The 21,449-nt window shown below is 72.5% G+C and carries 15 protein-coding genes; 5 read left to right on the top strand and 10 right to left on the bottom strand.

The features are described 5' to 3' along the window. The first annotated feature begins 16 nt into the window (after nucleotides 1–16). Nucleotides 17–649, top strand: coding sequence for an ABC transporter permease (locus ACWAT2_RS09115; protein WP_402375041.1), 633 nt, complete (start codon nucleotides 17–19; stop codon nucleotides 647–649). A gap of 32 nt (nucleotides 650–681) precedes the next feature. Then, nucleotides 682–2,091 (top strand): polysaccharide deacetylase family protein, encoded by a 1,410-nt coding sequence (locus ACWAT2_RS09110; RefSeq protein ID WP_402375039.1) that lies wholly within the window; start codon nucleotides 682–684, stop codon nucleotides 2,089–2,091. Between the two features lie 220 nt (nucleotides 2,092–2,311). On the opposite strand, the gene ACWAT2_RS09105 is transcribed toward ACWAT2_RS09110, so the two are convergent. The 4 genes from ACWAT2_RS09105 to ACWAT2_RS09090 form a co-directional block, all read right to left on the bottom strand. Then, nucleotides 2,312–3,487 (bottom strand): AI-2E family transporter, encoded by a 1,176-nt coding sequence (locus ACWAT2_RS09105; protein WP_402375037.1) that lies wholly within the window; start codon nucleotides 3,485–3,487, stop codon nucleotides 2,312–2,314. Between the two features lie 139 nt (nucleotides 3,488–3,626). Beyond that, complete coding sequence (locus tag ACWAT2_RS09100; protein ID WP_402375035.1) at nucleotides 3,627–6,422, bottom strand: cation-translocating P-type ATPase; 2,796 nt, start codon at nucleotides 6,420–6,422, stop codon at nucleotides 3,627–3,629. 81 nt (nucleotides 6,423–6,503) lie between these two features. Further along, nucleotides 6,504–6,704: a hypothetical protein gene (locus ACWAT2_RS09095; protein ID WP_402375034.1), complete on the bottom strand. Its 201-nt coding sequence runs from the start codon at nucleotides 6,702–6,704 to the stop codon at nucleotides 6,504–6,506. Beyond that, a complete protein-coding gene (locus ACWAT2_RS09090; protein WP_402375032.1) occupies nucleotides 6,704–7,435 on the bottom strand; it encodes a hypothetical protein in 732 nt (243 codons plus the stop codon). Before ACWAT2_RS09090 ends, ACWAT2_RS09095 begins: the two co-directional genes overlap by 1 nt. 257 nt (nucleotides 7,436–7,692) lie before the next feature. Here ACWAT2_RS09090 and ACWAT2_RS09085 point away from each other — a divergent pair, with 257 nt between their 5' ends. After that, nucleotides 7,693–8,100, top strand: coding sequence for a hypothetical protein (locus tag ACWAT2_RS09085; RefSeq protein WP_402375030.1), 408 nt, complete (start codon nucleotides 7,693–7,695; stop codon nucleotides 8,098–8,100). Between the two features lie 432 nt (nucleotides 8,101–8,532). Here ACWAT2_RS09085 and ACWAT2_RS09080 read toward each other — a convergent pair whose 3' ends face one another. From ACWAT2_RS09080 to ACWAT2_RS09065, 4 genes are all read right to left on the bottom strand, one after another. Further along, nucleotides 8,533–9,054, bottom strand: a complete 522-nt coding sequence (locus ACWAT2_RS09080; RefSeq protein WP_402375028.1) for an ATP-binding protein — start codon at nucleotides 9,052–9,054, stop codon at nucleotides 8,533–8,535. Nucleotides 9,055–9,175: 121 nt separating this feature from the next. Beyond that, nucleotides 9,176–9,391 carry a cation-transporting P-type ATPase gene (locus tag ACWAT2_RS09075; protein WP_402375026.1) on the bottom strand — a complete coding sequence of 72 codons (216 nt, stop codon included), beginning with the start codon at nucleotides 9,389–9,391 and terminating at the stop codon, nucleotides 9,176–9,178. Nucleotides 9,392–9,472: 81 nt separating this feature from the next. Then, entirely contained in the window at nucleotides 9,473–10,819 is a 1,347-nt protein-coding gene (locus tag ACWAT2_RS09070; protein ID WP_402375024.1) for a cellulase-like family protein, read from the bottom strand. Next, nucleotides 10,816–16,560 (bottom strand): DUF5107 domain-containing protein, encoded by a 5,745-nt coding sequence (locus ACWAT2_RS09065; RefSeq protein WP_402375022.1) that lies wholly within the window; start codon nucleotides 16,558–16,560, stop codon nucleotides 10,816–10,818. Before ACWAT2_RS09065 ends, ACWAT2_RS09070 begins: the two co-directional genes overlap by 4 nt. Nucleotides 16,561–16,615: 55 nt before the next feature. On the opposite strand from ACWAT2_RS09065, the gene ACWAT2_RS09060 reads away from it, so the two are divergent. Continuing rightward, on the top strand, nucleotides 16,616–17,506 hold the full coding sequence (locus ACWAT2_RS09060; protein WP_402375021.1) for a helix-turn-helix domain-containing protein: 891 nt from the start codon (nucleotides 16,616–16,618) through the stop codon (nucleotides 17,504–17,506). Nucleotides 17,507–17,536: 30 nt separating this feature from the next. Here ACWAT2_RS09060 and ACWAT2_RS09055 read toward each other — a convergent pair whose 3' ends face one another. Next, nucleotides 17,537–19,030: an NAD(P)-binding protein gene (locus ACWAT2_RS09055; protein WP_402375019.1), complete on the bottom strand. Its 1,494-nt coding sequence runs from the start codon at nucleotides 19,028–19,030 to the stop codon at nucleotides 17,537–17,539. A gap of 140 nt (nucleotides 19,031–19,170) precedes the next feature. Here ACWAT2_RS09055 and ACWAT2_RS09050 point away from each other — a divergent pair, with 140 nt between their 5' ends. Next, on the top strand, nucleotides 19,171–20,214 hold the full coding sequence (locus ACWAT2_RS09050; RefSeq protein WP_402375017.1) for a S66 family peptidase: 1,044 nt from the start codon (nucleotides 19,171–19,173) through the stop codon (nucleotides 20,212–20,214). 264 nt (nucleotides 20,215–20,478) lie between these two features. On the opposite strand, the gene ACWAT2_RS09045 is transcribed toward ACWAT2_RS09050, so the two are convergent. Next, complete coding sequence (locus tag ACWAT2_RS09045; protein ID WP_402375015.1) at nucleotides 20,479–21,108, bottom strand: DUF305 domain-containing protein; 630 nt, start codon at nucleotides 21,106–21,108, stop codon at nucleotides 20,479–20,481. Nucleotides 21,109–21,449 lie beyond the last annotated feature (341 nt).

Here is a 21,449-nt window from a genome sequence, read left to right as displayed (position 1 = left end):
CCGGAAAGGAGTCCTGATGACCACCCACGTCCTGACCGACACCCGCGTCCTCACCGGGCGGTCCCTGCGACACATCAGCCGCAGCCCCGACACGATCCTCACCACCGCGGTCACGCCGATCGCCCTCATGCTGCTGTTCGTGTACGTGTTCGGCGGCGCGATCGACACGGGGTCCGACGAGTCGTACCTCGACTACATGCTCCCCGGCATCCTGCTCATCACGATCGCGTCCGGTATCGCGTACACCGCCTACCGCCTGTTCCTCGACCTGCAGGGCGGCATCTTCGAGCGCTTCCGGTCCATGCCGATCGCCCGGTCGAGCGTCCTGTGGGGCCACGTGCTCACGTCCCTGGTGGCCAACCTCGCCTCGATCGGGATCGTGATCGGCGTCGCCCTGCTCCTGGGCTTCCGGACCGGCGCCTCGGTGGGCGCCTGGCTCGCCGTGGCCGGCATCCTCGGCCTGTTCACCCTGTCCCTCACCTGGCTCGCCGAGAACCAGCCCGTGACGTCCATCGTCAACACGCTCCGCGCCCTCTTCGAGCAGCAGTCCCCCGGCGCCGACATCTGGGTCGCCCTCGCCTGGCTCGTCGGCATCCTCGCGGTCGCTCACACCGCGGCGATCGCGGCCTACCGCCGCAAGACGGGCTAGCCAGCACTCCCCCACCGGCGGAGGATCGAGGGGTGAGCACTCCGTCAGGATCGGACGCCGCCTCCGGACCGGCGCCACGCCGTCGCGCACGCCGGTGGTGGATCGCGGCGCTCGCCGCCGTCCTCGTCGCGGGGGGCGCCGTCGTCGCCGGGGTGCTCGAGCACCGTGCCTGGGTCGAGGCCGTCGCCGAGTACGAGGCGGAGGTCGCCCGCGTCACCGCGGCGGCCGACACCTCCCGCGACCGCGCCGAGGAGGCCTACGCCGCGAGCGCCGACGCGCTCGACGAGGCGGTCGACGGCGGGAGGCCCGTCCTGGACGCCAGCGAGGGCCAGGTGGGCGGCCCTGCCGTGCGCAGATCGCTGGCCGAGGCGCTCGACCGGGCCGAGGACCTGCGCGATGCCGAGGTGACCTATCCGGTCGCGACCCTCACGGTGGACGAGGTCACCCGGCCGAACCCGTTCCGCCCCGAGACGCTGCCGCAGGTGGAGGTCGAGGTGGTCGACAGGTCTGACCCGGCGCCCGCCGAGCTGGACGCCGCGGCGACCGAGGTGACCGAGGCGACCGGCGCCGTCGTCGAAGCGCGCCGGCGGTGGGCCTTCGAGGAGCTGCAGGCGGCCACGACCGAGGGCCGCGACGCCCTGACCGACCTCCGGTCGCAGGTGGACGACGGCGCGCTGGACGAGCTCGACGCGGCGGTCACCGACGGGGAGGCGATGCTCGACGCGGGCGCGGACGCCGTCGACGCGGACGACGCCGTCTCGCTGCGGGACACGCTGCTCGGCACCACGGAGTCCCTGTGGGCGGACCGGCTCGACCAGATCGTCCGCGAGCGCCGCCAGGCCGCCCGGGACGACGGCGTCGACTGCCGCCGGGACAGGTGCGTGGCGCTGACGTTCGACGACGGCCCCGCGGCGAGCACCGAGCGCCTGCTGCGGATCCTCGCCCGCAAGGACGCGCCCGCCACGTTCTTCATGGTGGGCGACAACGTCGCGAGACGGCCCGAGATCGCTCGCGCCGTCGTCGACGGCGGCCACCTGGTCGCCAACCACACCTGGAACCATCCACAGCTCACCGGGCTCGACGACGCAGAGGTGCGCGACGAGCTTCGGCGCACCCAGGACGCCGTCACCGACGCCACCGGCTTCACGCCGTTCCTGCTGCGGCCCCCGTACGGCGACGTCGACGGCCGCGTCCGGTCGATCTCGACACGGACCGGGCTGGACGTCGTCCTGTGGAGCCTCGACAGCCGGGACTGGGAGTCCCGCGACGCCCGCGAGATCCGCCGTCGGGTGCGTGCCGAGGTGGAGCCGGGCAGCAACATCCTGCTGCACGACATCCACGCGACCAGCGTGGACGCCGTCCCGAAGATCATTGACGACCTGCGCGACGAGGACTACGTGCTCGTCACGGCCGAGCTGCTCGTCGACCGCGACGAGCCGTGAGGGGCGATGGCCTGCCGGCGACGGGTGGTAGCGGCGGCCTCAGGACGGTCGCGGCCTCGCGAACACTGAGGTCACCTTCTCGGCGGAGCTCGTGCAGCACCTGGAGATCAGCGAGCGGGAAAGGGGCACCGCATCGAGAGTATGAGCAGTTATATAACTCTCGGCAACAGGGTCGCAGGTTTATATAACTAGGCACCCCAGCTGCCGGGCCGGCGGCCGGTCAGACGGTCTCGGCGCGCTTCTGCCGGGCGAACCGTGCCGGCTGGTCAGGCCCGTCCCACACCTGGATCGCGCGCCAGATGGAGGCGGCGATCGGCACGGCGAGCACGGCGCCGGTGATGCCGACGAGCACCGTGCCGGTGGTCAGGGCGAACAGGATGACCAGCGGGTGCAGGCGCAAGGTCCGACCCATGACCACGGGCTGGAGGAACGTGCCCTCCAGCTGGTTGACGGCGACGACGATCCCGACGACGACGAGCGCCTCGACCGGGCCGACGGCGACCAGCGCGACCAGGGCCGCGAGGATGCCCGCCAGGGTGGCGCCGACCAGCGGGATGAAGGCCAGCAGGAAGACCAGCACCGAGAGCGGGACGACGAGGGGCACGCCCATGATCGCGAGGCCGATCCCGATGCCCACGGCGTCGACGACCGCGATGATGGCGGTCCCCCGCACGTACCCGCCGAGAGTGCCGATGGTGGCGTCGCCGACGCGCAGCCCGCGCTCGTAGGCACGCCCCTCGAACGGCCGCAGCATGAACTCCCACATCGCCGGCCCGTCCTTGAGGAAGAAGAACAGGACGACGATCATGATGAAGAAGCCGGTGACGAAGTCGGCGGTCTGGGAGACGCCCTCGATGGCTCCGGACCCCACCGCGCTGGACTGCAGCAGGCCCGCGGCGGACTCGCGCACCGAGGTGATCTGCTCCTCGGAGATCTCGAACGGCAGGCCCTGGACGTAGCTCTGCAGGGAGTCGAAGCCGTCGAGGGCCTGGCTCTGCAGCTCGTCCCACTGGTCGACGACGGCCCGCACCACGAGCCACACGACCCCCGCCAGCAGGGCGACCAGCGTCAGGAGCGCGATCCACGTCGCCAGCAACGACGGCACGCCGCGACGGCGCAGGAACGACACCAGCGGGGAGATGGCCGCCGCCAGCACGAGCGCGATGAGGATGGGGATGACGACCAGGGTCAGGCGGGTCCCCACGAACCCGAGGACCGCGATCACCGCGATCACCGCGAGGACCTGCAACGAACGCGTCCCTACGCGGCCGAACCCGTCCGACCACAGCCTGGACGCCCCGCGCGCCTCCTGCTGGGCGGGCGCGCGACCCGCGACGCGGTTGGCCTCGACCGGCCGGCGGTCGGGGCGCGGTGCACGGCGGCCGAAGAGACCCATCGTCTGTCCTCCCTCATTGGTCCGGCGGGGCGCCGGACGTCCCGACGCTAGTGCGGCCAGGTCCGGGTCCGGCGACGACACGTCGGCGGGTACCAGACCTCGCACGTCTGCCGCGCCATCCTGCGGTCCCGAGCGGCCCCTACCTCCTGCGCAGCGCCCGTCGCACCCCCTTGACCGCCTCGACCAGGAAGAATACGACCAGCGCGAGGGCGAGCGTCTTGCCCCACTCCTCCAGGCCGATGGTCGCCGAGCCGAACCAGAGGTGCATGAACGGCGCGTACACGAACACGCACTGCAGGGCGACGAGGGACACCGCAGAGATCCAGATGACCCGGTTGCCCCGGAGCACGCCGAGCGTGAGGCTCGACGCGTCGAGGAACCGGCAGTTGAACAGGTAGGCGAGCTGGCCCAGAGCCAGCATCGTCACCGCCGTCGTCTGAGCCTGCGCCAGGGGGGCACCCTGCGCGCGCTCCGCGTAGAAGACGAACATCGTGGCGCCGCCGATGAGCAGCGAGACGATGAGGATGCGCCGAACGAACACGGCGTCGAGGATCGACGCCCCGGGATCGCGCGGCGGCCGGGACATCACGTCGGGCTCCGCCCGCTCGTACGCCAGCCCGAGCGACAACGTGACCGCCGTGATCATGTTGATCCACAGCACCTGCACGGGCGCCAGCGGCAGCGCCAGCCCGAACAGGACGGCCACGAGGATGACCAGCGACTGCGCCCCGTTGGTGGGCAGCAGGAAGAGCACCGACTTGCGGATGTTGTCGTAGATCCGGCGCCCCTCCTCGACCGCCCGCTCGATGGTCGCGAAGTTGTCGTCGGCGAGCACCACCTCGGCGGCGTCCTTCGTCGCCTCCGTGCCCTTGATCCCCATGGCGACGCCGACGTCCGCCTGGGTGAGCGCGGGGGCGTCGTTCACGCCGTCGCCCGTCATCGCGACCACCTCGCCGTGCGACTGCAGCGCCGAGACGATCCGGATCTTGTGCTCCGGGCTGGTACGCGCGTACACCGACACGTCGCGCACGACGGCGCGCAGCTGCTCGGTGCTCATGGCCTCCAGCTCCGGCCCGGTGAGCACCGCAGGCCCCGACCCGGATCCGTCGGACGGCCCGTCGACGATCCCCATCTCACGGCCGATCGCGAGCGCCGTCCCGGCATGGTCGCCCGTGATCATCGTGACCCGCACGCCCGCGGCGCGGCACTGCCCGATGGCGTCGATCGCCTCCGGCCGGGGCGGGTCCACGATGCCGACCAGCCCGCACAGCTCGAGACCCGCGTCGACGTCGGTGGCCTCGATCGTGGTGGTGCCCGCGGGCGGGCGGGTGCGTGCGGCGGCCAGGACGCGCAGCCCGCGTCCACCGATCTCGTCGATCTGCGCCTCCCAGAAGGCGCGGTCCAGCGGCTCGCGGGCTCCGTCGACGCCGGTCTGCGTGGCGCACCGGTCGAGCACGCGGTCCGGGGCGCCCTTGACGTGGACGAACAGCTCGCCGTCCGGGGCGCGGTCGAGGGTCGCCATGTACTTGGTCTCGGACTCGAACGGCACGACGGCGACGCGTCGCCAGCCCGCCGGGTCCAGACCGGCCTTCATGCCGAGGCTGCGCAGGGCGCCCTCCGTCGGTTCGCCCACGAGCCGCCAGCCGTCGTCGGCCGCGGCGTCGTCGTCGGCGTCGGCCTCGTCGTCGGCCGCGGCGGCGTCGTCGGCCGCGGCGGCGCTCGACCCGACCCCGGCGTCGTGCTGCGCCGACATGACCCGGGCGTCGTTGCACTGCATCATGGTCGCGACGACGTCGGCGATGTCAGCGTGGTCGAGGAGCCCGGGCTGCCAGGGCACCGGTGCGTAGCCCGCGCCGTCGACGTCGACCGTACGGCCCGCAGTGCGCACGATGCGCGCCGTCATCTCGTTCTTGGTGAGCGTGCCCGTCTTGTCCGAGCAGATGGTCGTCACCGACCCGAGCGTCTCGACGGCGGGCAGCTTGCGGGTGATCGCGCGCCGTCGTGCCATCTGCTGCACGCCGAGCGCGAGGGTGATCGTCACCAGGGCGGGCAGACCCTCGGGCACCGCGGCGACGGCGAACCCGATCGATGCGGACACGAGGTCGGGCACCGAGAAGTCGTGCACCACGCGGCCGATCACGACCATCACCAGGGCCATGCCCAGGATGAGCACCGCGAGCAGCTTGCCGAACCGGTCGAGCTGCCGTGTGAGGGGCGTCTCGAGGCTCGCGACCTCGGAGATCATCGTCTGGATGCGCCCGATCTCCGTGCGCGACCCCGTGGCCGTGACCACGCCGACACCCTGCCCGGCCGCCACGAGGGTGCCGGAGAACAGCATGCTCGTGCGATCTCCCACGCCCGCGTCCGCGCTCACCGGCTCCACCCGCTTGGACGCCGCGACCGACTCGCCCGTCAGCGCCGACTCCTCGACCCGCAGGTTGGTGGCCTGCAGCAGCCGCACGTCCGCGGGCACCCGGTCGCCGGAGCGCACCCGCACCACGTCTCCCGGCACGACGTCGTCGGCGTCGATCCGCGCCCAGGCCCCGTCGCGACGCACCTCCGCGTGCACGGAGAGCATCTGCCGGATGCCGTCGAGCGCGTTCTCGGCGCGGCCCTCCTGGATGAACCCGATGGCGGCGTTCACGACCGCGACCAGCAGGATCACCGTGAAGTCCACCCAGTCGCCGAGGATCGCCTTGAGCACCGCCGAGACGAGCAGGATGTAGATGAGCACGTCGTCGAAGTGCACCAGGACCCGCTTCCACAGCGGTTCCCGCTCCGGCGGGGGCAGCCGGTTGGGCCCCACCTCGGCGAGCCGCTCGGCGGCGACCGAGGCCGCCAGCCCGTCCTCCCCCACGTCGAGCGTGTCGAGCACCGTATTCGGGGAGAGCGACCACGGAGCCGTGTCGGCGGCGTGGTCCCGGTCGGTTTCCATGGGGCTATTCCACCCGTCCGCGCCGGTGAGCGCGCGGCGGGGGGTGCCGTCGGTGGGCGCTGCCGTCGGCGGGGCGCCGCCTCAGCCCGGGTTCCCCGCGCCCCGCAGGATCGCGGTGCACTCGCGCTGAAGGTCCTCGTCCTGCCACATGGCGTGCTGCGGCGCGGCGTTGGAGCAGACGACGGAGCCCCAGGCGTCGACGGCGTCCGCGTGCCGCACGGCGTCCCGGCAGATCTGCGCGCCGACAGGGCCTTCCTCGAAGCGGGTGTCGCGCGACGCCATCACCGCGCGCTCTCCCGTCCCCGCAGATCGGGAATGTCGGGGAACCCGGGAAGGTGCCGGGCGGCATCAGCAGGATTGCCACTGAGCTCACGCACGGGCGCGGAAGCGGTCGCCTGGGCCAGCTCGACCGCTCCGGCCGCGCCCGCCGCCCGGGCGATCGCGACCGTGACATGCTCGGGGGCCGTCGATCCGGTGCCGGCGAACCAGGCCCAGCGACCGTCGAACGTGAGCGGCCGCGGATCCAGCACCTTGGCGAACCTGCCACGGTGGCGACGGGCGTCTTTCGGCGAGGGCCCGACGAGGTGGACGCCCTGCCGGGTCCAGGCACTCCTCCGCACCGTCGACTGCGGGGGGCCACCGGGATCGGTTTCCTTGGTGTAACGACCAGCACCGGTCACGGGGACCACGCTGCCCGGGACGATTTGGTCGTAGCGGATCACGTAGGGGCGCAGGCCTGGAGCGAAGGACCCGATGATCAGGCCGCGCTCACACACGAGCAACCGCTCGTTGCCGACGTAGAGCAGCGCCAGCCCGAGCAAGACCCCGAAGACCACCGTCGGCGCCAGGGCCAGCAGGATGGTCTCCCCGGGACTGACGAGGGTGAGTCCGGAGAGCAGCAGCCAGGTCCCCACGAAGACCCCGATCGTCTTCGGGGTGGGCTTGTCCCAGTACTCGGCGACGACACCACCGAGCTCCTCACGGTGGCGGCGGGCCGCGGACCGGACGCTCACCGCTGCACCGCCCGGCCGTGCCGGCGGTCCGGCGCGGTCCGCGCCCGACGGTCGTCGTGATCGTGCGGCCCGGTCACTTGGGCGCGAGCGTTCGTCGTCATGTCCCGCCTTTGCGTCGTCGAGTCGATTCGTGCCGTAGGCACCCTGTCGTACATCGGGGTAGCCCACAACGTCGACGTGGGGTGGCACCGGCGCTAGACGGGACAGTGCCCAGTTCGTCGGTTGCTCCGCACCATCGGCTCAGGAAGACTCCCGACGTGACCTCCACTCGTGCCGCTGTCACTTACGCACAGGCCCTCAACCGCAACACGCTGTTCGAGAGCCCAGGACTTCGCCGCGACATCCCGCGGCTGCTCCACCCGGAGGAAGAGGTGCTGCTGGTGCTCCCCGGCGTTGCCGGCGACTTCCCCAACGTCCTGATCGTCACCGCCACCCGACTCCTCCTCGCCTCCGTCGCCGGCCCCCTCAAGAAGGCGAAAATCAAGCGCGACGTTAGGAGCTCGGACGTGGTGGGCGTGCGCTACCGTCCGGGAGCCTTCACCAGGGTGCGGGTGGCGCGGGCTTCGGGGCGCGACATCGCCATGATGCCGCACCGGAAGGCCGATGCCGAGCGATTCGCCCACGAGCTCGAGCATCTGATCCGGACCGGCTCACTCCCCTCCTGATTCTTCCCGCGCTGGTTTCCGATTCACACGTTGAAGCGGAACGAAAACGGCCCATTCTGGCTGGTGACGGGCGCCGTCGGTAGGCGTCGGAAACCCGCTCTGACCTGCACGAACGCTCCTATCAGACCGTTGGGCCCGGTTGGCCGTCATCGGCCTCCGCCGGACTTCTTGCGGACTGTTTGCGGACCGCTGGGCTCACGGCGCAACCTGAGCGACGGCCGCTTCGCAGAGCGTCCGGGCGACCTGCTCGGCCTTCTCGGTCGCCGCGGCGCCCACCGGCTGGCCTCGTAGCGGTCCTGGTTCCGAGCGCGTCGTAGGCGGTCGAACTCTCTGTCAAGGGACAGCGGGACCTCCCCGTGGACGGACAGGAGACCTCCCTGTAGGCGGACAGCTCATCTCCCTGTCCGCGGACAGCTGATCTCCCTGGGGTGCTCAGTTCAAGGGGACCACCCCGCGTCCGGCGGTGGCCTCGGCCAGGCGTAGTGAGGTGCCCTCGGTGATGATGACGTGGGCGTGGTGCAGCAGGCGGTCGACGGCGGCGGTGGCCAGGGTCTTGGGCATGATGGTGTCGAACCCGGCGGGGTGGATGTTGCTCGTCACCGCCAGGCTGCGGCGCTCGTAGGTGGCATCGACGAGGCGGTAGAAGGCCTCGGCGGCGGACTGCCCACTGGGAAGCATGCCGATGTCGTCGACGACGATGAGCTCGGCGCGGGTGATGCGGGCGATGACCTTGCTGACCGAGCCGTCGACGGCGGCCTTGCCGATGGCGGCGGTGAGAGACTCCAGGGTGAACCACGCCACGCGCATGCCGGCGTCGATGACCTTGTGGGCCAGGGCCTCGACAAAGTGGGTCTTGCCCGTCCCCGACGGGCCGGAGATGGCCAGGTTCTCGGCGCGGTGGACCCACTCCAGTGTCGCCAGGGCCGATATGCGCGACGATCCGCCGACGACCATTGACGGACTCAGCGATCTGCACGGCCGTCGCTCCCGAGGCCGTCCGTACCCGCCGAATCCACGCCACGCACCCCACCGTAGAGCACCAATTAGTGCCTCAAAACAGCCACCCGCGCACCCATCACCCCAGGTCAGCGAGCCGCACCCTCCCGGAACGCGACGCGGTGACCAAACTCAGGTCCGGCGGGGGCAGCCGGTTGGGCCCCACCTCGGCGAGCCGCTCGGCGGCGACCGAGGCCGCCAACCCGTCCTCCCCCACGTCGAGCGTGTCGAGCACCGTATTCGGGGAGAGCGACCACGGAGCCGTGTCGGCGGCGTGGTCCCGGTCGGTTTCCATGGGGCTATTCCACCCGTCCGCGCCGGTGAGCGCGCGGCGGGGGGTGCCGTCGGTGGGCGCTGCCGTCGGCGGGGCGCCGCCTCAGCCCGGGTTCCCCGCGCCCCGCAGGATCGCGGTGCACTCGCGCTGAAGGTCCTCGTCCTGCCACATGGCGTGCTGCGGCGCGGCGTTGGAGCAGACGACGGAGCCCCAGGCGTCGACGGCGTCCGCGTGCCGCACGGCGTCCCGGCAGATCTGCGCGCCGACAGGGCCTTCCTCGAAGCGGGTGTCGCGGGGGGTGTACCCGACCCAGCCCTCCCCGAGGACGAGCGGGATCCCGAGCCGGGCGGCGTGGTCCGCGGCCACGCCGATCCACTCGCGCAACCGCTCCGCCATGGCGATGCGGTGCGCGCCGTAGCGGTCGTACAGCCACCGGTCCACGGCCTGCGGGTCGCACCAGTCGTGCAGATAGATCTCGGCGTGGCCGACGATCGACGCGTGCCGCTTCCACTCCTCGTCGGACGGCGGAGCCCAGTCGGCGAGCCGCGGTGCGCCGGGGCGCAGGAGCTCGGCGTCGGCCCGTGCCTGCGGAAAGTCGGCGGGGGCGCCGCGCAGCTCGAACTCGCGCACCAGGTCGTCCAGGACGCCGTACACGTAGGGGTGAACGCCCAGCACCTGGGCGTTGCGCGGCAGCCCGCGCATCGCGGTGACCGGGACGGCGGCGTAGTTCGGCCCGCACAGCACGTCGGGGTGGCGTGCGGAGAAGGCCGCGATGCCGCGCTCGAGGCGGCCGCGCAGCTCCACCACCGGGTCCTGCGTGCCGGGCAGCCCGGCGGTGAGGTGCCCGGCCTGGACCTCGTTGTGCGGCTCGACGCAGGCGAGCACGTGGTCGAGCACCTCGTCCTTGAGCAGGTCGACGAGGTCGCCCATCGCCTCGCCCAGCACGGTGAGGCGCTCCTCGGGGTCGACGGCGTGCAGCGCGTCGTACCAGGCGCGGTCGACGGCGAAGGCCGGGCTCTGCTGGTACTCCCACGACGACGCGATCACCGTCATGCCGTGCCGGTCGGCGGCGCGGAACAGCTCCAGCAGGTGCGCGCGGGCGTCGATGACGGTGGGCTCCCGCACGTCGTACCAGCGCACGCGGGACGCGTAGCCGCCGCCGATGGGCCCCAGCCGCAGCGCCGTCGTGTCGAGGCCGGAGCGGAACAGCAGGAACGGCATCGCGCAGACCCGCACGGCGTTGTAGCCGAGCTCGACGGCGCGGGAGAACGCCGCGTCGAGGTCCTCGAACGGCTCCCCCGGCCCGGTGCGCACGTACCAGGAGAAGTCCCAGAGCGTGATCGCCAGCCGCGGGGGCAGGTGCCCGGGCAGACGCCGGGGCGCTGCGTCACCTGCCGTCTCCGCCGTCGTCCCTGCGCCCGTCACCATGCGGGCCGTCGTGCCGGTCACGAGTCCTCCTCCAAGGTCAGCACCGTGCGCGCCACGCGCACGACGTCCACCGCCTCGACGGTGATCCCGTCGGGCACGTCCCGCACGGACGGGTCGACCCAGACGCCGGTCTCGGCGCACCACGGCAACAGCTCGAGCTCCACGCCGTCGCGGGCGACGTCCTCACGCCAGGGGGTGAGGTCGACGTCCCAGGCACGACCGTGCCAGAAGTGGTCGCTCACCACCTCGTCGCCCACCAGCGCGCGGCCGACGTCGCCGGTCCACGTGATCCGTAGCAGCGTGCGGTCGACGCCGCCGAGCACGTCGGCGGGCACGTCCAGGTGCACGCGGGCCGCACCGTCGAAGTCCGTCGGTGCACCGAGCCGATCCATCGGACCACCACGCGCGGGCGGCGGCGGGGCGGGCGCGTGCGGGCGCAGGTCCGCCGCGACCGGGACACGCCCCGCGCCGGGCACGGCCAGCGTCCAGGTCGTCCAGAGGGCGCCCTGTCCACCGGTCTCGACGACGGCGGCGTCGCCTCCAGACACCGTGAGCGACGCCGGCGCGGGCAGCAGGGACACGGTCGCGGTGGGGACGTCCGTGTGGACGACCAGTGCCCCGTCGAGGGCGTGGACCGGCACGTCGCTCAGGACCAGCCGCTCGCGGCCGCCGACGTCCAGCCGGTACAGGCGGTTCGCGGTCGCCTCGTCGAGCACCAGCACCCGCACCCCGGACTCGTCGGCCGCGCCCTGCAGCCGGACCACCGCCTCAGGCCCCGGCGCCCCGGTGAGGTCGAGGACGGTCGTCCCGCCCTCGCGCCGGGCGGCCACCGGGCCCGTCGCCTCCACGTCGCCGTCGAGCACCAGCTCCACCGGCACACCGTCGGTCGCGACCAGCACGACGAGCCCGCCGTCGTCGTCCGCGCCGTCGTGCGCGTCGTCGTGCGGGAGACGTGCGAGGAGCTGCGCCGTGGCGCTGCGCAGCACCAGCCCGTCGGCGAGCGGGAAGCGCAGCGGCCACGCGACCGAGACGCCCGCGGGCAGGTCGACCGGCCGCGTGGGCACGGTGACCGTCGTGTCCTCCAGCTCCACCTGCACCTGGGTGCTCGGCTGCGCCGCGAGCGGTCGGCGTGCGGGCTGGTAGGTGGTGAGGAAGACGTACCCGCGGCGCCCGTCCGAGCGCACCGACCAGCGCAGCGCGGACGGGTCGTCGCTGCCCCCGCCCACCCTCGTCGTCATGGCCGCGAGCGCGTCGCCGTCGGCCCGCAGCCACAGGTGCTGGCGCCGCAGCAGGTGGTGGTGGCGGCGCACCTGCCCGTGCTCGCCGACGGGAGCGCCGAAGTCGTAGGTACGGGTGGGGACGTCGTTCGGGTACGCGGTGGCCTGCGACTCCTGCTCGGTCCCCAGGGGCCCGACGCGCTGGGTGCCGCCCGCGTACATGTAGTACCCCTGCCAGACCGAGCCGCTGCCGATCTTCGCCAGCGCGAGCGCCGCCACGTCGTCGGGCGTGACGAGCGGACGCCGGTGGTAGGCCACGTGCATCCCGCCGCCGAGCTCGCAGGTGGCGTACGGGAGGAGGTCGTCGTCGGGCTCCGGGAGCGCGACCCCGGACGCGTCGTCGACCGCGAGCCCGTCCAGGGCCTCGCGCAGGTCCGCGCCCACCGACAGGTCGTCGCGCACGGTGCTGTAGCGGAAGTGCACGGGCGCGAACGCCGGCCACTCGGTGTCGGCGTCCTCCCAGAACCCGTCCGCGTACGCGCTGTACACCGGCAGGAGCGTGCTCGGCACCTGCGCCCCGCCCCAGCCGGTGGCCGTCCAGAGCGGGACCTGCAGGCCGAGCTCCTCGGCGATCGTGCGCAGCATGGCCAGGTGCTCCGGCTGGTCGTAGAGCTCGTTGTCCATCTGGGCGCCGACCACCGGCCCGCCCTGGGCGTGCAGGAGCCCGTCGAGCTGCGCCACCGTCTGCGCGTAGAACGCCCGGACCAGGTCGACGTAGGCCGGGTCGTTCGTGCGCGCGGCCACCCCGCGCTCGACGAGCCAGTCCGGGAACCCGCCGTAGCGCGCCTCGCCGTGCGCCCACGGCCCCATCCGCACGATCACGTCGAGGCCGTGCCGCCCCGCGAGCTCGACGAACGCCCGCAGATCGAGGTTGCCGTCCCAGCGGAAGTCACCGGGCGTCGGCTCGTGCGCCTGCCAGAAGACGTACGTGGCCACCGAGTCCAGCCCACCCGCCCGCGCGTGCCCCAGGACCTCCGACCAGCGCTCGCGCGGGATGCGGGAGTAGTGCACCTCCCCGGTCACCGGGAACCAGGGCCGGCCCGCCCGCTCGAGGTACCGTCCGGTCACCTCCACGGCGTCCGGCGTGCCTGGCGGGTCGCCCAGCTCGAGATGGTCGCGGCGCGGCGCGGGCGGGCGGGTGACGCGGACGCGTCGGGTGAGGGTGGGGGACGTGGCGCCGCCCCCGTCGAGGGCGGCGAGCTGGCCGCGCAGCGCCCGGACGCGGTCGTCGTGATCCTGCTGCACGTCACGGGTGAACAGCAGCATGGCGGGCAGCGACGTCGCGAAGTAATCGATGGTCGCGCGGCGCCCGGCCTCCTGCTCCACGTACCGGGCGAGCCCGTCGCGCAGCAGCCGTGCCTCGCCGTCGCGGCCCAGCCGCCGCAGCGCGAGGACGGAGGCCGCCGTGCGCTCCGAGAACGCCTGCACGGCCATGCCCGCGAAGTCGCCCTGCTGGTCGGCCGCCGTCCGCCAGGCGTCGCGCGCCTCGTCGGCGCGACCGGCGGCGGACAGCGCATCGCCCTCCAGCAGGTGCAGGTCGGCGGTGTTGGCGAGCGGGTGCCGCGCCTCACCCAGGGTCGCGGCTGGGGCCAGGGCCGCGGTGGCGTGGGCGAGCGCGGCCGCGGCGTCGCCGTCCTCCAGCGCTCGCCGCCCGAGAGCCAGGTGCGCGGCGTCCCAGGCGGCCAGCACCCGCCCCTCACCGCCCTCCCACGGCTGGAACGGTCGGCCGGTCAGGATCTCGAGCGCCTCGTCGGCCCGGCCGACGGCGGTCAGCAGCTCGGCGAGCTGGACGGACAGGTCGTCGCGCGCACCGACGAGGTCCGGCCGGTCGAGCAGCACCGCCAAGCGGCGCTCCGGGGCGGTGCCGCGGCGTGCCTCGAGCTGGTCGCCCTCGTAGAGCAGGCGTGCGTCGTCGGGCGCCACCGCGCGTGCCCGCGCGTACCAGGCGGCCGCCGCCTCCGCGTCACCGCGCACGTTGTGGGCCGCGACGCCGAGGTTCCGCAGCACCACGGGGTCGGTCCCGTCGCCCGACGCCGCTACCTCCCAGGCGGCGATCGCCTCCTCGCGCCGACCTGCCGCGTAGAGGCGGTGCCCCGCGAGGCCGGCGACGAGCGGGTCCTGCGGCCAGGCGCGACGCAGGCGGGCCAGCGCGTCGTCGTCGGTCGCCGCCGGGAACGCCCGGTCCCGCGGTGCGCGCCGGGCCCGTTCGAGCGCGCGTCCCGCGGCCGCCCGGTCGCCGCGGGACAGCTCCAGGTCGGCGAGGTGCAGCAGGGCGAGAGCGCGCACGTCCCGCTGCCCGCGCGGCGACGGACGCGTCGCGACGTCCTCGAGCAGCTCGACCGCAGCAGTCGTCTGACCGGCCGACGCATGCTCGAGCGCGACGTCGAGCGCGATGGTCGGGTCCGTCGTCGGGCCGACCGTGGTCGCGACGCCGAACCGGGCCGCGAGGTCGCGCGCCCACGCATCGAGCGGGTCGACGGCGAGCGTGCCGCGGACCAGGTCGTGAGTGCGCTCGACGTCGCCGCCGCGCCGTGCGGCGAGCGCCGCGAGGTTGCGCCCCTGGACGTGCTCCGGGCTGCGGCGCAGCAGCGCGTCGAGCTGCTCCGTGGCGTCCGCGGCACGCCCTTCGGCAAGGTCCAGGCGTGCCGTCGCGACGGTTGCCGCGTCCCGCCAGGCCTGGTCCCACGCCGCCGTACCGAGCGCCTCGCGCGCCTCCGCCGTCCGGCCCTGGCGGGCGAGGACGACGCCCAGCCGGTAGTGCGCCTCGCCGTCGCGCGGGTTCGGGTTGCGCAGCGTCAGGCGCGCCGTCGCGGTGCGCAGCAGCTGCTCGGCGTCGGCCAGCCGGCCCGCGCGCGCCCGCCGGGCCGCGAGCGCCGTCGCGCAGCGCGCGTCCGACGGGTCGCGACGCAGCGCCTCGGTCCAGTAGGGCTCCGGCGACCGCGTCGCGTGCCGGTACTGGTCCAGGTGCAGGCCGGTGACGTAGAGCTCGTCGAGAGAGTCGATGTCCGCCGGGGCGGGGGGCTCGGTGGCGGCGTCGGCGTCGGTGGCGGCGTCGGCCGCGGTGGCGGCGTCGGCGTCGGCGTCGGCCGCGGTGCGGGGGCGCCAGGTGAGGAGGGGCGCGCCGTCGTGCTCGACGACGAGCTCGTACGCGGTGGCCGCGACACCCGCGGGTCCGGTCAGCTCGCGCACCAGCGGGGCACCGGGCGCGACGTCGGCCCGCTCGTCCAGCAGCACCTCCTCGCCGGCGCGCAGCACGACCCGCGCCCCGGCGCGCGGGGACGTCACGGCGACGCCGACGCGCACCGCGCCCTCGGCGGAGACGTCGAGCCGCACGGCCGCGTCCCGCGTCGCCTGGTGCACCGGGCCGACGTCCTGGATCGGGTACCAGTACTGCGAGAAGCTCGTGGTCTCCCCCGGGCGCAGGAACGCGAAGTCCGGTTGGTTGTCCGTGAAGACGCCCGCCATCAGCTCGACGTACGGGCCGTTGGAGTCGGTCAGGTGCTGGTCCCACGCCCGGCCGAACGGCGCGTTCCCCCAGGTCCACAGCTTCTTGCCGGGCGAGATGCGGTGGTCCGCCCAGTGCACGAACCCGGCACCGGCGGCGTGGTCGTACCCGCCGAAGAAGTCGTCCTGCGAGCCGAGGCACATGTACGACGTCGGCACGGGGATGTTGCGGTACCAGTCCAGGCGGTCGCCGTCGGGGCGCTCCGCGGTGCGGCGGGCCGGATAGTCGACGCCGTAGTAGCGGCCCGACGCCGCGGGGAAGGTCGTGACGGCACGCTTGGCATGGTCGGCGACCACGGTGACGTCCGTCGGGAAGAACGCCTGGTAGTCGTCGTGGACGGCGGCAGCGACGTTGGCCCACCACAGGAACGTCTGCACGTCGTCGGTGCGGTTGACGAGACGTACCCGCAGCTCGACGAGCGCGCTGTCCGGGCGCAGCCGGACGCCGTGCATCCCCTGCATGCGGGCGAACGGGTCGTGGTCGGAGCACCAGACGGTGACGGCGCCGTCGGGCTCGCGCTCGATCCACGCCTCTGTGGGGAGAAACGTGGCCGGGCGGTGGTGCTGCGGCCAGTTGAGCTCCACCCCGCCCGAGACCCACGGCCCGAGCAGCCCGACCAGTGCCGGCTTGATGACGTCGTTGCGGTAGAAGAAGTCGTAGCCGCGGGTGCGGTCCAGGCCCACGTGGATGCGTCCGCCCAGCTCGGGCAGGACCATCAGCCGCACGTACGCGTTCTCGAGGTGGATCGCGTCCCACTCCCGAGGCGCCTTGGTGTGCTCCACCCTGTCGACGAACGGCATCGGGTACACCGCGCCCGTCGACCCCTGGTACACCCGCTGGTCGAGGTATGCCGGGTAGCGGTCCGGCTCGCCGATGCCGTAGGTGTCGATCGACACCGGCTCTCGCCAGCCGCGCACCGGGTGGGCAGCGATGTTCTCGGGGGCGGGCGGCAGGATGATCCGCGACTCCTCAGGGGGCACGGTACGAACGTAGGCGGCTTGACGGCGCGGTGCGATGGGCGATTCTCTGAGGCGCATGGACGAATCGACGGTCGAGGCGGGCGGAGGTCTCCGCGAGGGCTTCGCCGGCCAGCGCATGGTCGTCGTGCCGCGCCCGGAGGTCCGCGCGGCACTCGCACGGCCCGTGACGGGCCGCCTCGTGGTGACGGACGCGGGATTCTTCCCCCATGCCGCCCGCCACGGGCGGTCGCGGCCCGACGGCGCCCGAGAGCACGTCCTGCTCGTCTGCACCGACGGGGCCGGCTGGTGCCGGACGCCGGACGGACGGTTCGACGTCGGAGCCGGGGATGTCGTGCTCGTGCCCGCACGGACCCCGCACGAGTACGCCGCCGCCCAGGGCGCACCCTGGACGCTCTGGTGGTTGCACGTGACCGGCCCGGACGCCGACGAGCTCGCCGCCGCCGCCCGTCAGGCCGCCGGGGGACCCGTCTCGCACCTGCGCGACCCGACGACGACCGCCAGCCTCGTCTCCCAGGTGATCGACGCCGTCGACGACGGCACGGCGGGAGGGTTCGTCCGAGCTGCGGGAGCCGCCTGGCACGCCCTCGCCCACGTCGTGGCGACCGGGCGCCGCTCCCCCGGACCCGCACCGGACCCGGTGGAGCGCGCCGTCGAGCACCTGCGCGCCACCGCCCCGCGCCGGACGTCGGTCGGGGCGCTCGCGGCGATCGTCGGGATCAGCACCTCCCAGCTGGGCGCCCTGTTCCGTGCTCAGGTCGGCGCCTCCCCGCTGCAGTACCAGACCGGGCTGCGCCTGGCCCGCGCTCGCGTGCTGCTCGACACCACCGACCTGCCCGTCGCCGCGGTGGCGCGGGCGTGCGGCTACGACGACCCGCTGTACTTCTCCCGGCGGTTCGCCCGCACGCACGGGATGTCGCCGACGGCGTACCGGGCCCGCGCCGTCTGACGCCGGGCTGGGCACGGCCGGCGCACGGGATCAGCGGCGGATGCTCACGACGTCCGCGTTCAGCGTGATGTTCATGGTGCACTTCCTGACCATCTGATCCCAGACGTCCTCCCAGCCCTTCTGCCAGGCTGTGACGCCGCTCCACTCGCCGAAGGGCCACGCCATGTCCGGCGTGACCCAGACGAGGCCGTAGTACGCAGGAATCTTGTCGAGATCGCCATATCCCTGCACCTGATAGGCGTACATCAGATAGCCCTTCAGCACGCCCATCCAGTTGTCATCGAGGTACTGCGCGAAGGTCTTCGAGAACACGCCGTACGGGTCACCCGCCGGTCTCGAGTCCGGCATGACTCCGTTGAAGGTGCCGAAGATCTCGTAGCGCAGGCGGACGTAGTTCGCGGCGGCGACCGCGAGCGCAAGGTAGGCGAGCTCCTGCTCCTCCTCGCTGCAGGGCCACCCGAAACCAAGGTGCTGACAGGCGACCATCAGCCCGTAGTCACCGAAAGTCATGACCGCCTCGTGGGGTGGCTCACCGACCACGATGCCGCGCTCGGAACCGTGCGCGACGGGCACACGGGCGTTGCCGACGGTGAAGTCGGAGAGCGACTGCACCATCTGGTCGTACGCCGGTGACAGATAGCACGTGCCGAGCTCGGCGATCGTCGTACGGTCCTGATCCGGCACCTGCAGCGAGTGCGTCTTGCCGGCAAAGCGATCCGTCTTCTCCAGCAGGATGACGTTCGTGTAGCCCGCGTCGATGAGGCGCTGCGCGCAGAGCAGCCCGCTCACCCCCGCCCCGATGATGACGATGGCACTGTCCTTGGGCATCGTCATCAGCTCCGGCTTCGCCCTGAGCAGGATGTTCAGGTACGACCAGCAGTGCAGGACGGACTCGAAGCAGGTCGACGCGTGGACGTAGACGGTGTCGTTCGCGCCCTGCATGTCGAGCCATCGCCACGGTGCACCGGCACCGAGCTCGCCGAACGAGAACTGGTTGAAGTACGGCGTCAACAACGGGTTGGCGGCCGGGTGGGTCACGCCGTTCTGGTTCTCCTCGACCTGCACGATCTCGTACCGACCAGGCTGGAACGGCCACCACGACGGCGGGTCGTCCAGGAACGCCTCGCGCTGCGCGGCCAGGGTGGCTGGATCCGCCTCGCCGTCGATCCCGGCCATCTGATAGATCGTGACCACGTTGCTCTCGGCGTCGTTCGCGACCGGAAGACCCCACTGTTTGGCCGTCTCGTTGCGATAACCCTGCACGAGGCCCGACTGGGACTCGACGACATCAGGAGCGAGGATGACGACCCGACCTTGCGACGTGCGCGGATACACGCGCAGGCACGTCGTGTAGAAGGTGAAGTTGCGCAGAGAATTCAGCAGTTCCAGCTCTTGGGGCGTGTAGTCCATCACCGGCTCGAGCGCGCGTGGATCACACGCGATCACGAGAAGCGCGGGACGGAGAACAACACGGTTCTCGCCGGTCTGATATACCACTTCCATGGCTGCGACCTCCGTGGCCACCGTAGCACTAGCAGCGACAGCGCTTCCGCCATTCTGCGGCACGGCGGTTTCGCGAGATATCGGCGTCGCTTCGGCACTGCGACACAGGTCAGACGAAAAGTCGTCTTCCGCCGGTCTTCCGGTGTGGCACCTTGTCGGTCATGGAGCTCGCATCGCCGCGCAAGGCCGCCCCCGGGGACAAGGTCGCTGTCGTCTCACCATCGTTCGCCGCGCCCGGGTTCGCGCCGGCGGTGCACGAACAAGCCATGGCGCGTCTGCAGGAGATCACCGGCCTGGTCCCCGTGGAGTACCCGACCACGCGCCAGCTCGGCGCGACGCCGCAGGCCCGTGCCTCCGACCTCAACGCGGCGTTCGGTGACCCTGACATCCGGGCGGTCCTGGCCACCATCGGCGGCGAGGACCAGATCACCGTGATCCCCCACCTCGACGCCGACCTGATGCGGGCCGACCCCAAGCCGTTCCTCGGCTACAGCGACAACACCAACCTCCTCAACTGGCTGTGGACCCACGGCATCGCCGGCTTCTACGGCGGCTCCACGCAGGTCCACCTCGGGCCTGGTCCCTCCGTGGACCCGATCCACGCCGCCTCGCTGCGCGCCGCGCTGCTCACCGGTGAGCGCCTGGAGATCACCGATCCGGGCGAGTCCGAGGACTTCGGCATCGACTGGCAGGACCCCGCAGCGTTGACGGACCACGGCGACCGGGAACCCACCGAACCGTGGACCTGGGCCGGACCCCAGCGGTCCGTCACCGGCCGCACCTGGGGAGGCTGCATCGAGATACTCGCCTGGATCCTCATGGCGGGCCGGTTCCCCACCGACCCGGGCGTGCTGCAGGGCGGTGTCCTGCTGCTCGAGAGCTCGGAAGAGCTCATCCCCGCTCGGGAGTTCGGCTGGATCGTGCGTTCGCTCGGGGAGCGCGGCCTCCTCGACGCCGTCGACGCCGTCGTCGTCGCCCGACCGCCGGCCTCGTCCTTCGAGGTGCGCCGGACGTCGGCAGAGCGATCCGCCCAGCGTGCCGAGCAGCGCGATGCCGCCATCGAGACGGTGCAGCGCTACAACTCCGACGCCGTCATCGTCGTCGGCGTGCCGTTCGGCCACACGCGACCACAGTGGATCCTTCCCCACGGCGGGACGATGACTGTCGACGGTAGCGAGCAGCGGATCTGGGCCGACTTCGCGTAGGAGGTGCGCCGACCAGGCGCGTCGACGGCCCGAGCCGCCGACCGGCCGGGCGCCGCTCTTCCAGTTGCGCTTCGACGACCTCAAGTCGTGGGGCGGTCTGCTGCGACGCCCGTCTGGCGGAAGTGCAGTGTTCCATCTCGCAGTGTTCGGACGAATAGTGCACGCGGTTTGCGCAACCGGAGCCGCGGGCACCAGAGATGGGCGTCATCTCACCGGGTAGCAGCCCCTTTCGCGTTCATCCGATCCTGCCCTCGTTCCCGTGGGTCAGGGCGTCGGGCAGCCGCGGATCGCGGTCCCGGGGAACGCCGGGACCGGTCGGGCGTCGGCCTCCTCGGGTGTCAGGGCGAGCCCGTTGCGCTGGATGTCCTCGATGAGCCAGTCCATCTCGGCGATCTCGCGGTTCTGCGCCTCGATGATCTCGACCGCGAGCTGGCACACCCGGACGTCGGTGATCTGTGCTCGCTCGGACCGCGTGATGGCCAGGGAGTGGTGCGGGATCATCGCGCTCATGAACGCCGTGTCGTCGACCGTCACCTGGCTCCGGTCCAGGGCGGTACCACCGGCGAGGAGCACGAGGCTCGCGACGACGATCGCCACGTTGGCCTTGGTGTTCTTGTACATGTTCAGCATCCAGGCGAGCATGATCAGGCCCATGGTGCCGCCCATGGTGATCGCCATGAAGACCCGGCTCTGGCTGAAGCGGACGTGGCTCCACTCCCAGGAACCGACGAACATCACCCAGTACATGACGACCATGGCCGTGAGGATCATCGCGGCGAAGCGCAGGTACATGCCCTTCATCTGGTGGCCGTCGGAGCCGTGCTGGTGCTGGTCGTCCGAGTGCTGAGTCTCGGCGTGCTGAGCGCCGCCGTCGTGCTGGTTCTCCGTCGGCATGGCCTCGTCCCTTCTGTCGGCACAGGATCCGGGCTCTGTCCGGGACGCTACAACTGGGCCCGGGAGCTCGCACCGGAGCTCACGCCGGTGTGCATGGCGCCGTGCGCTGCGTGCGGGGCCGAGTGCGCGAGGTGGGAGGCACGAGCACGGCACGGTGTGCGTACGGGTGGGCGATGGGCACGTCGGGCGCTGTTCGCCGCGCTGGGATCAGGGGCTGGAGGAGTGGCCTTCGTGGCAATGCTCTGGAGCGGTAGTTAGGCTGACGGGGACATGCACCTGATGGCCGACTTTCGTTCGCTCCTCGCTGGGCACCGGCGAGGTCTTTCGGGTGCCCTGCTGAT

This window comes from Isoptericola sp. GX10416, from assembly GCF_056590155.1.
The sequence above is the reverse complement of the archived record's forward strand: the minus strand, read 5'-3'. Positions and strand labels throughout refer to the sequence as shown.

Coding starts and splice junctions, on each gene's coding strand:
- ACWAT2_RS09060 (WP_402375021.1), top strand. CDS start 16,616: ATGGACGAATCGACGGTCGAGGCGGGCGGAGGTCTCCGCGAGGGCTTC.
- ACWAT2_RS09080 (WP_402375028.1), bottom strand. CDS start 9,054: ATGGTCGTCGGCGGATCGTCGCGCATATCGGCCCTGGCGACACTGGAG.
- ACWAT2_RS09115 (WP_402375041.1), top strand. CDS start 17: ATGACCACCCACGTCCTGACCGACACCCGCGTCCTCACCGGGCGGTCC.
- ACWAT2_RS09045 (WP_402375015.1), bottom strand. CDS start 21,108: ATGCCGACGGAGAACCAGCACGACGGCGGCGCTCAGCACGCCGAGACT.
- ACWAT2_RS09105 (WP_402375037.1), bottom strand. CDS start 3,487: ATGGGTCTCTTCGGCCGCCGTGCACCGCGCCCCGACCGCCGGCCGGTC.
- ACWAT2_RS09095 (WP_402375034.1), bottom strand. CDS start 6,704: ATGGCGTCGCGCGACACCCGCTTCGAGGAAGGCCCTGTCGGCGCGCAG.
- ACWAT2_RS09075 (WP_402375026.1), bottom strand. CDS start 9,391: ATGGAAACCGACCGGGACCACGCCGCCGACACGGCTCCGTGGTCGCTC.
- ACWAT2_RS09100 (WP_402375035.1), bottom strand. CDS start 6,422: ATGGAAACCGACCGGGACCACGCCGCCGACACGGCTCCGTGGTCGCTC.
- ACWAT2_RS09050 (WP_402375017.1), top strand. CDS start 19,171: ATGGAGCTCGCATCGCCGCGCAAGGCCGCCCCCGGGGACAAGGTCGCT.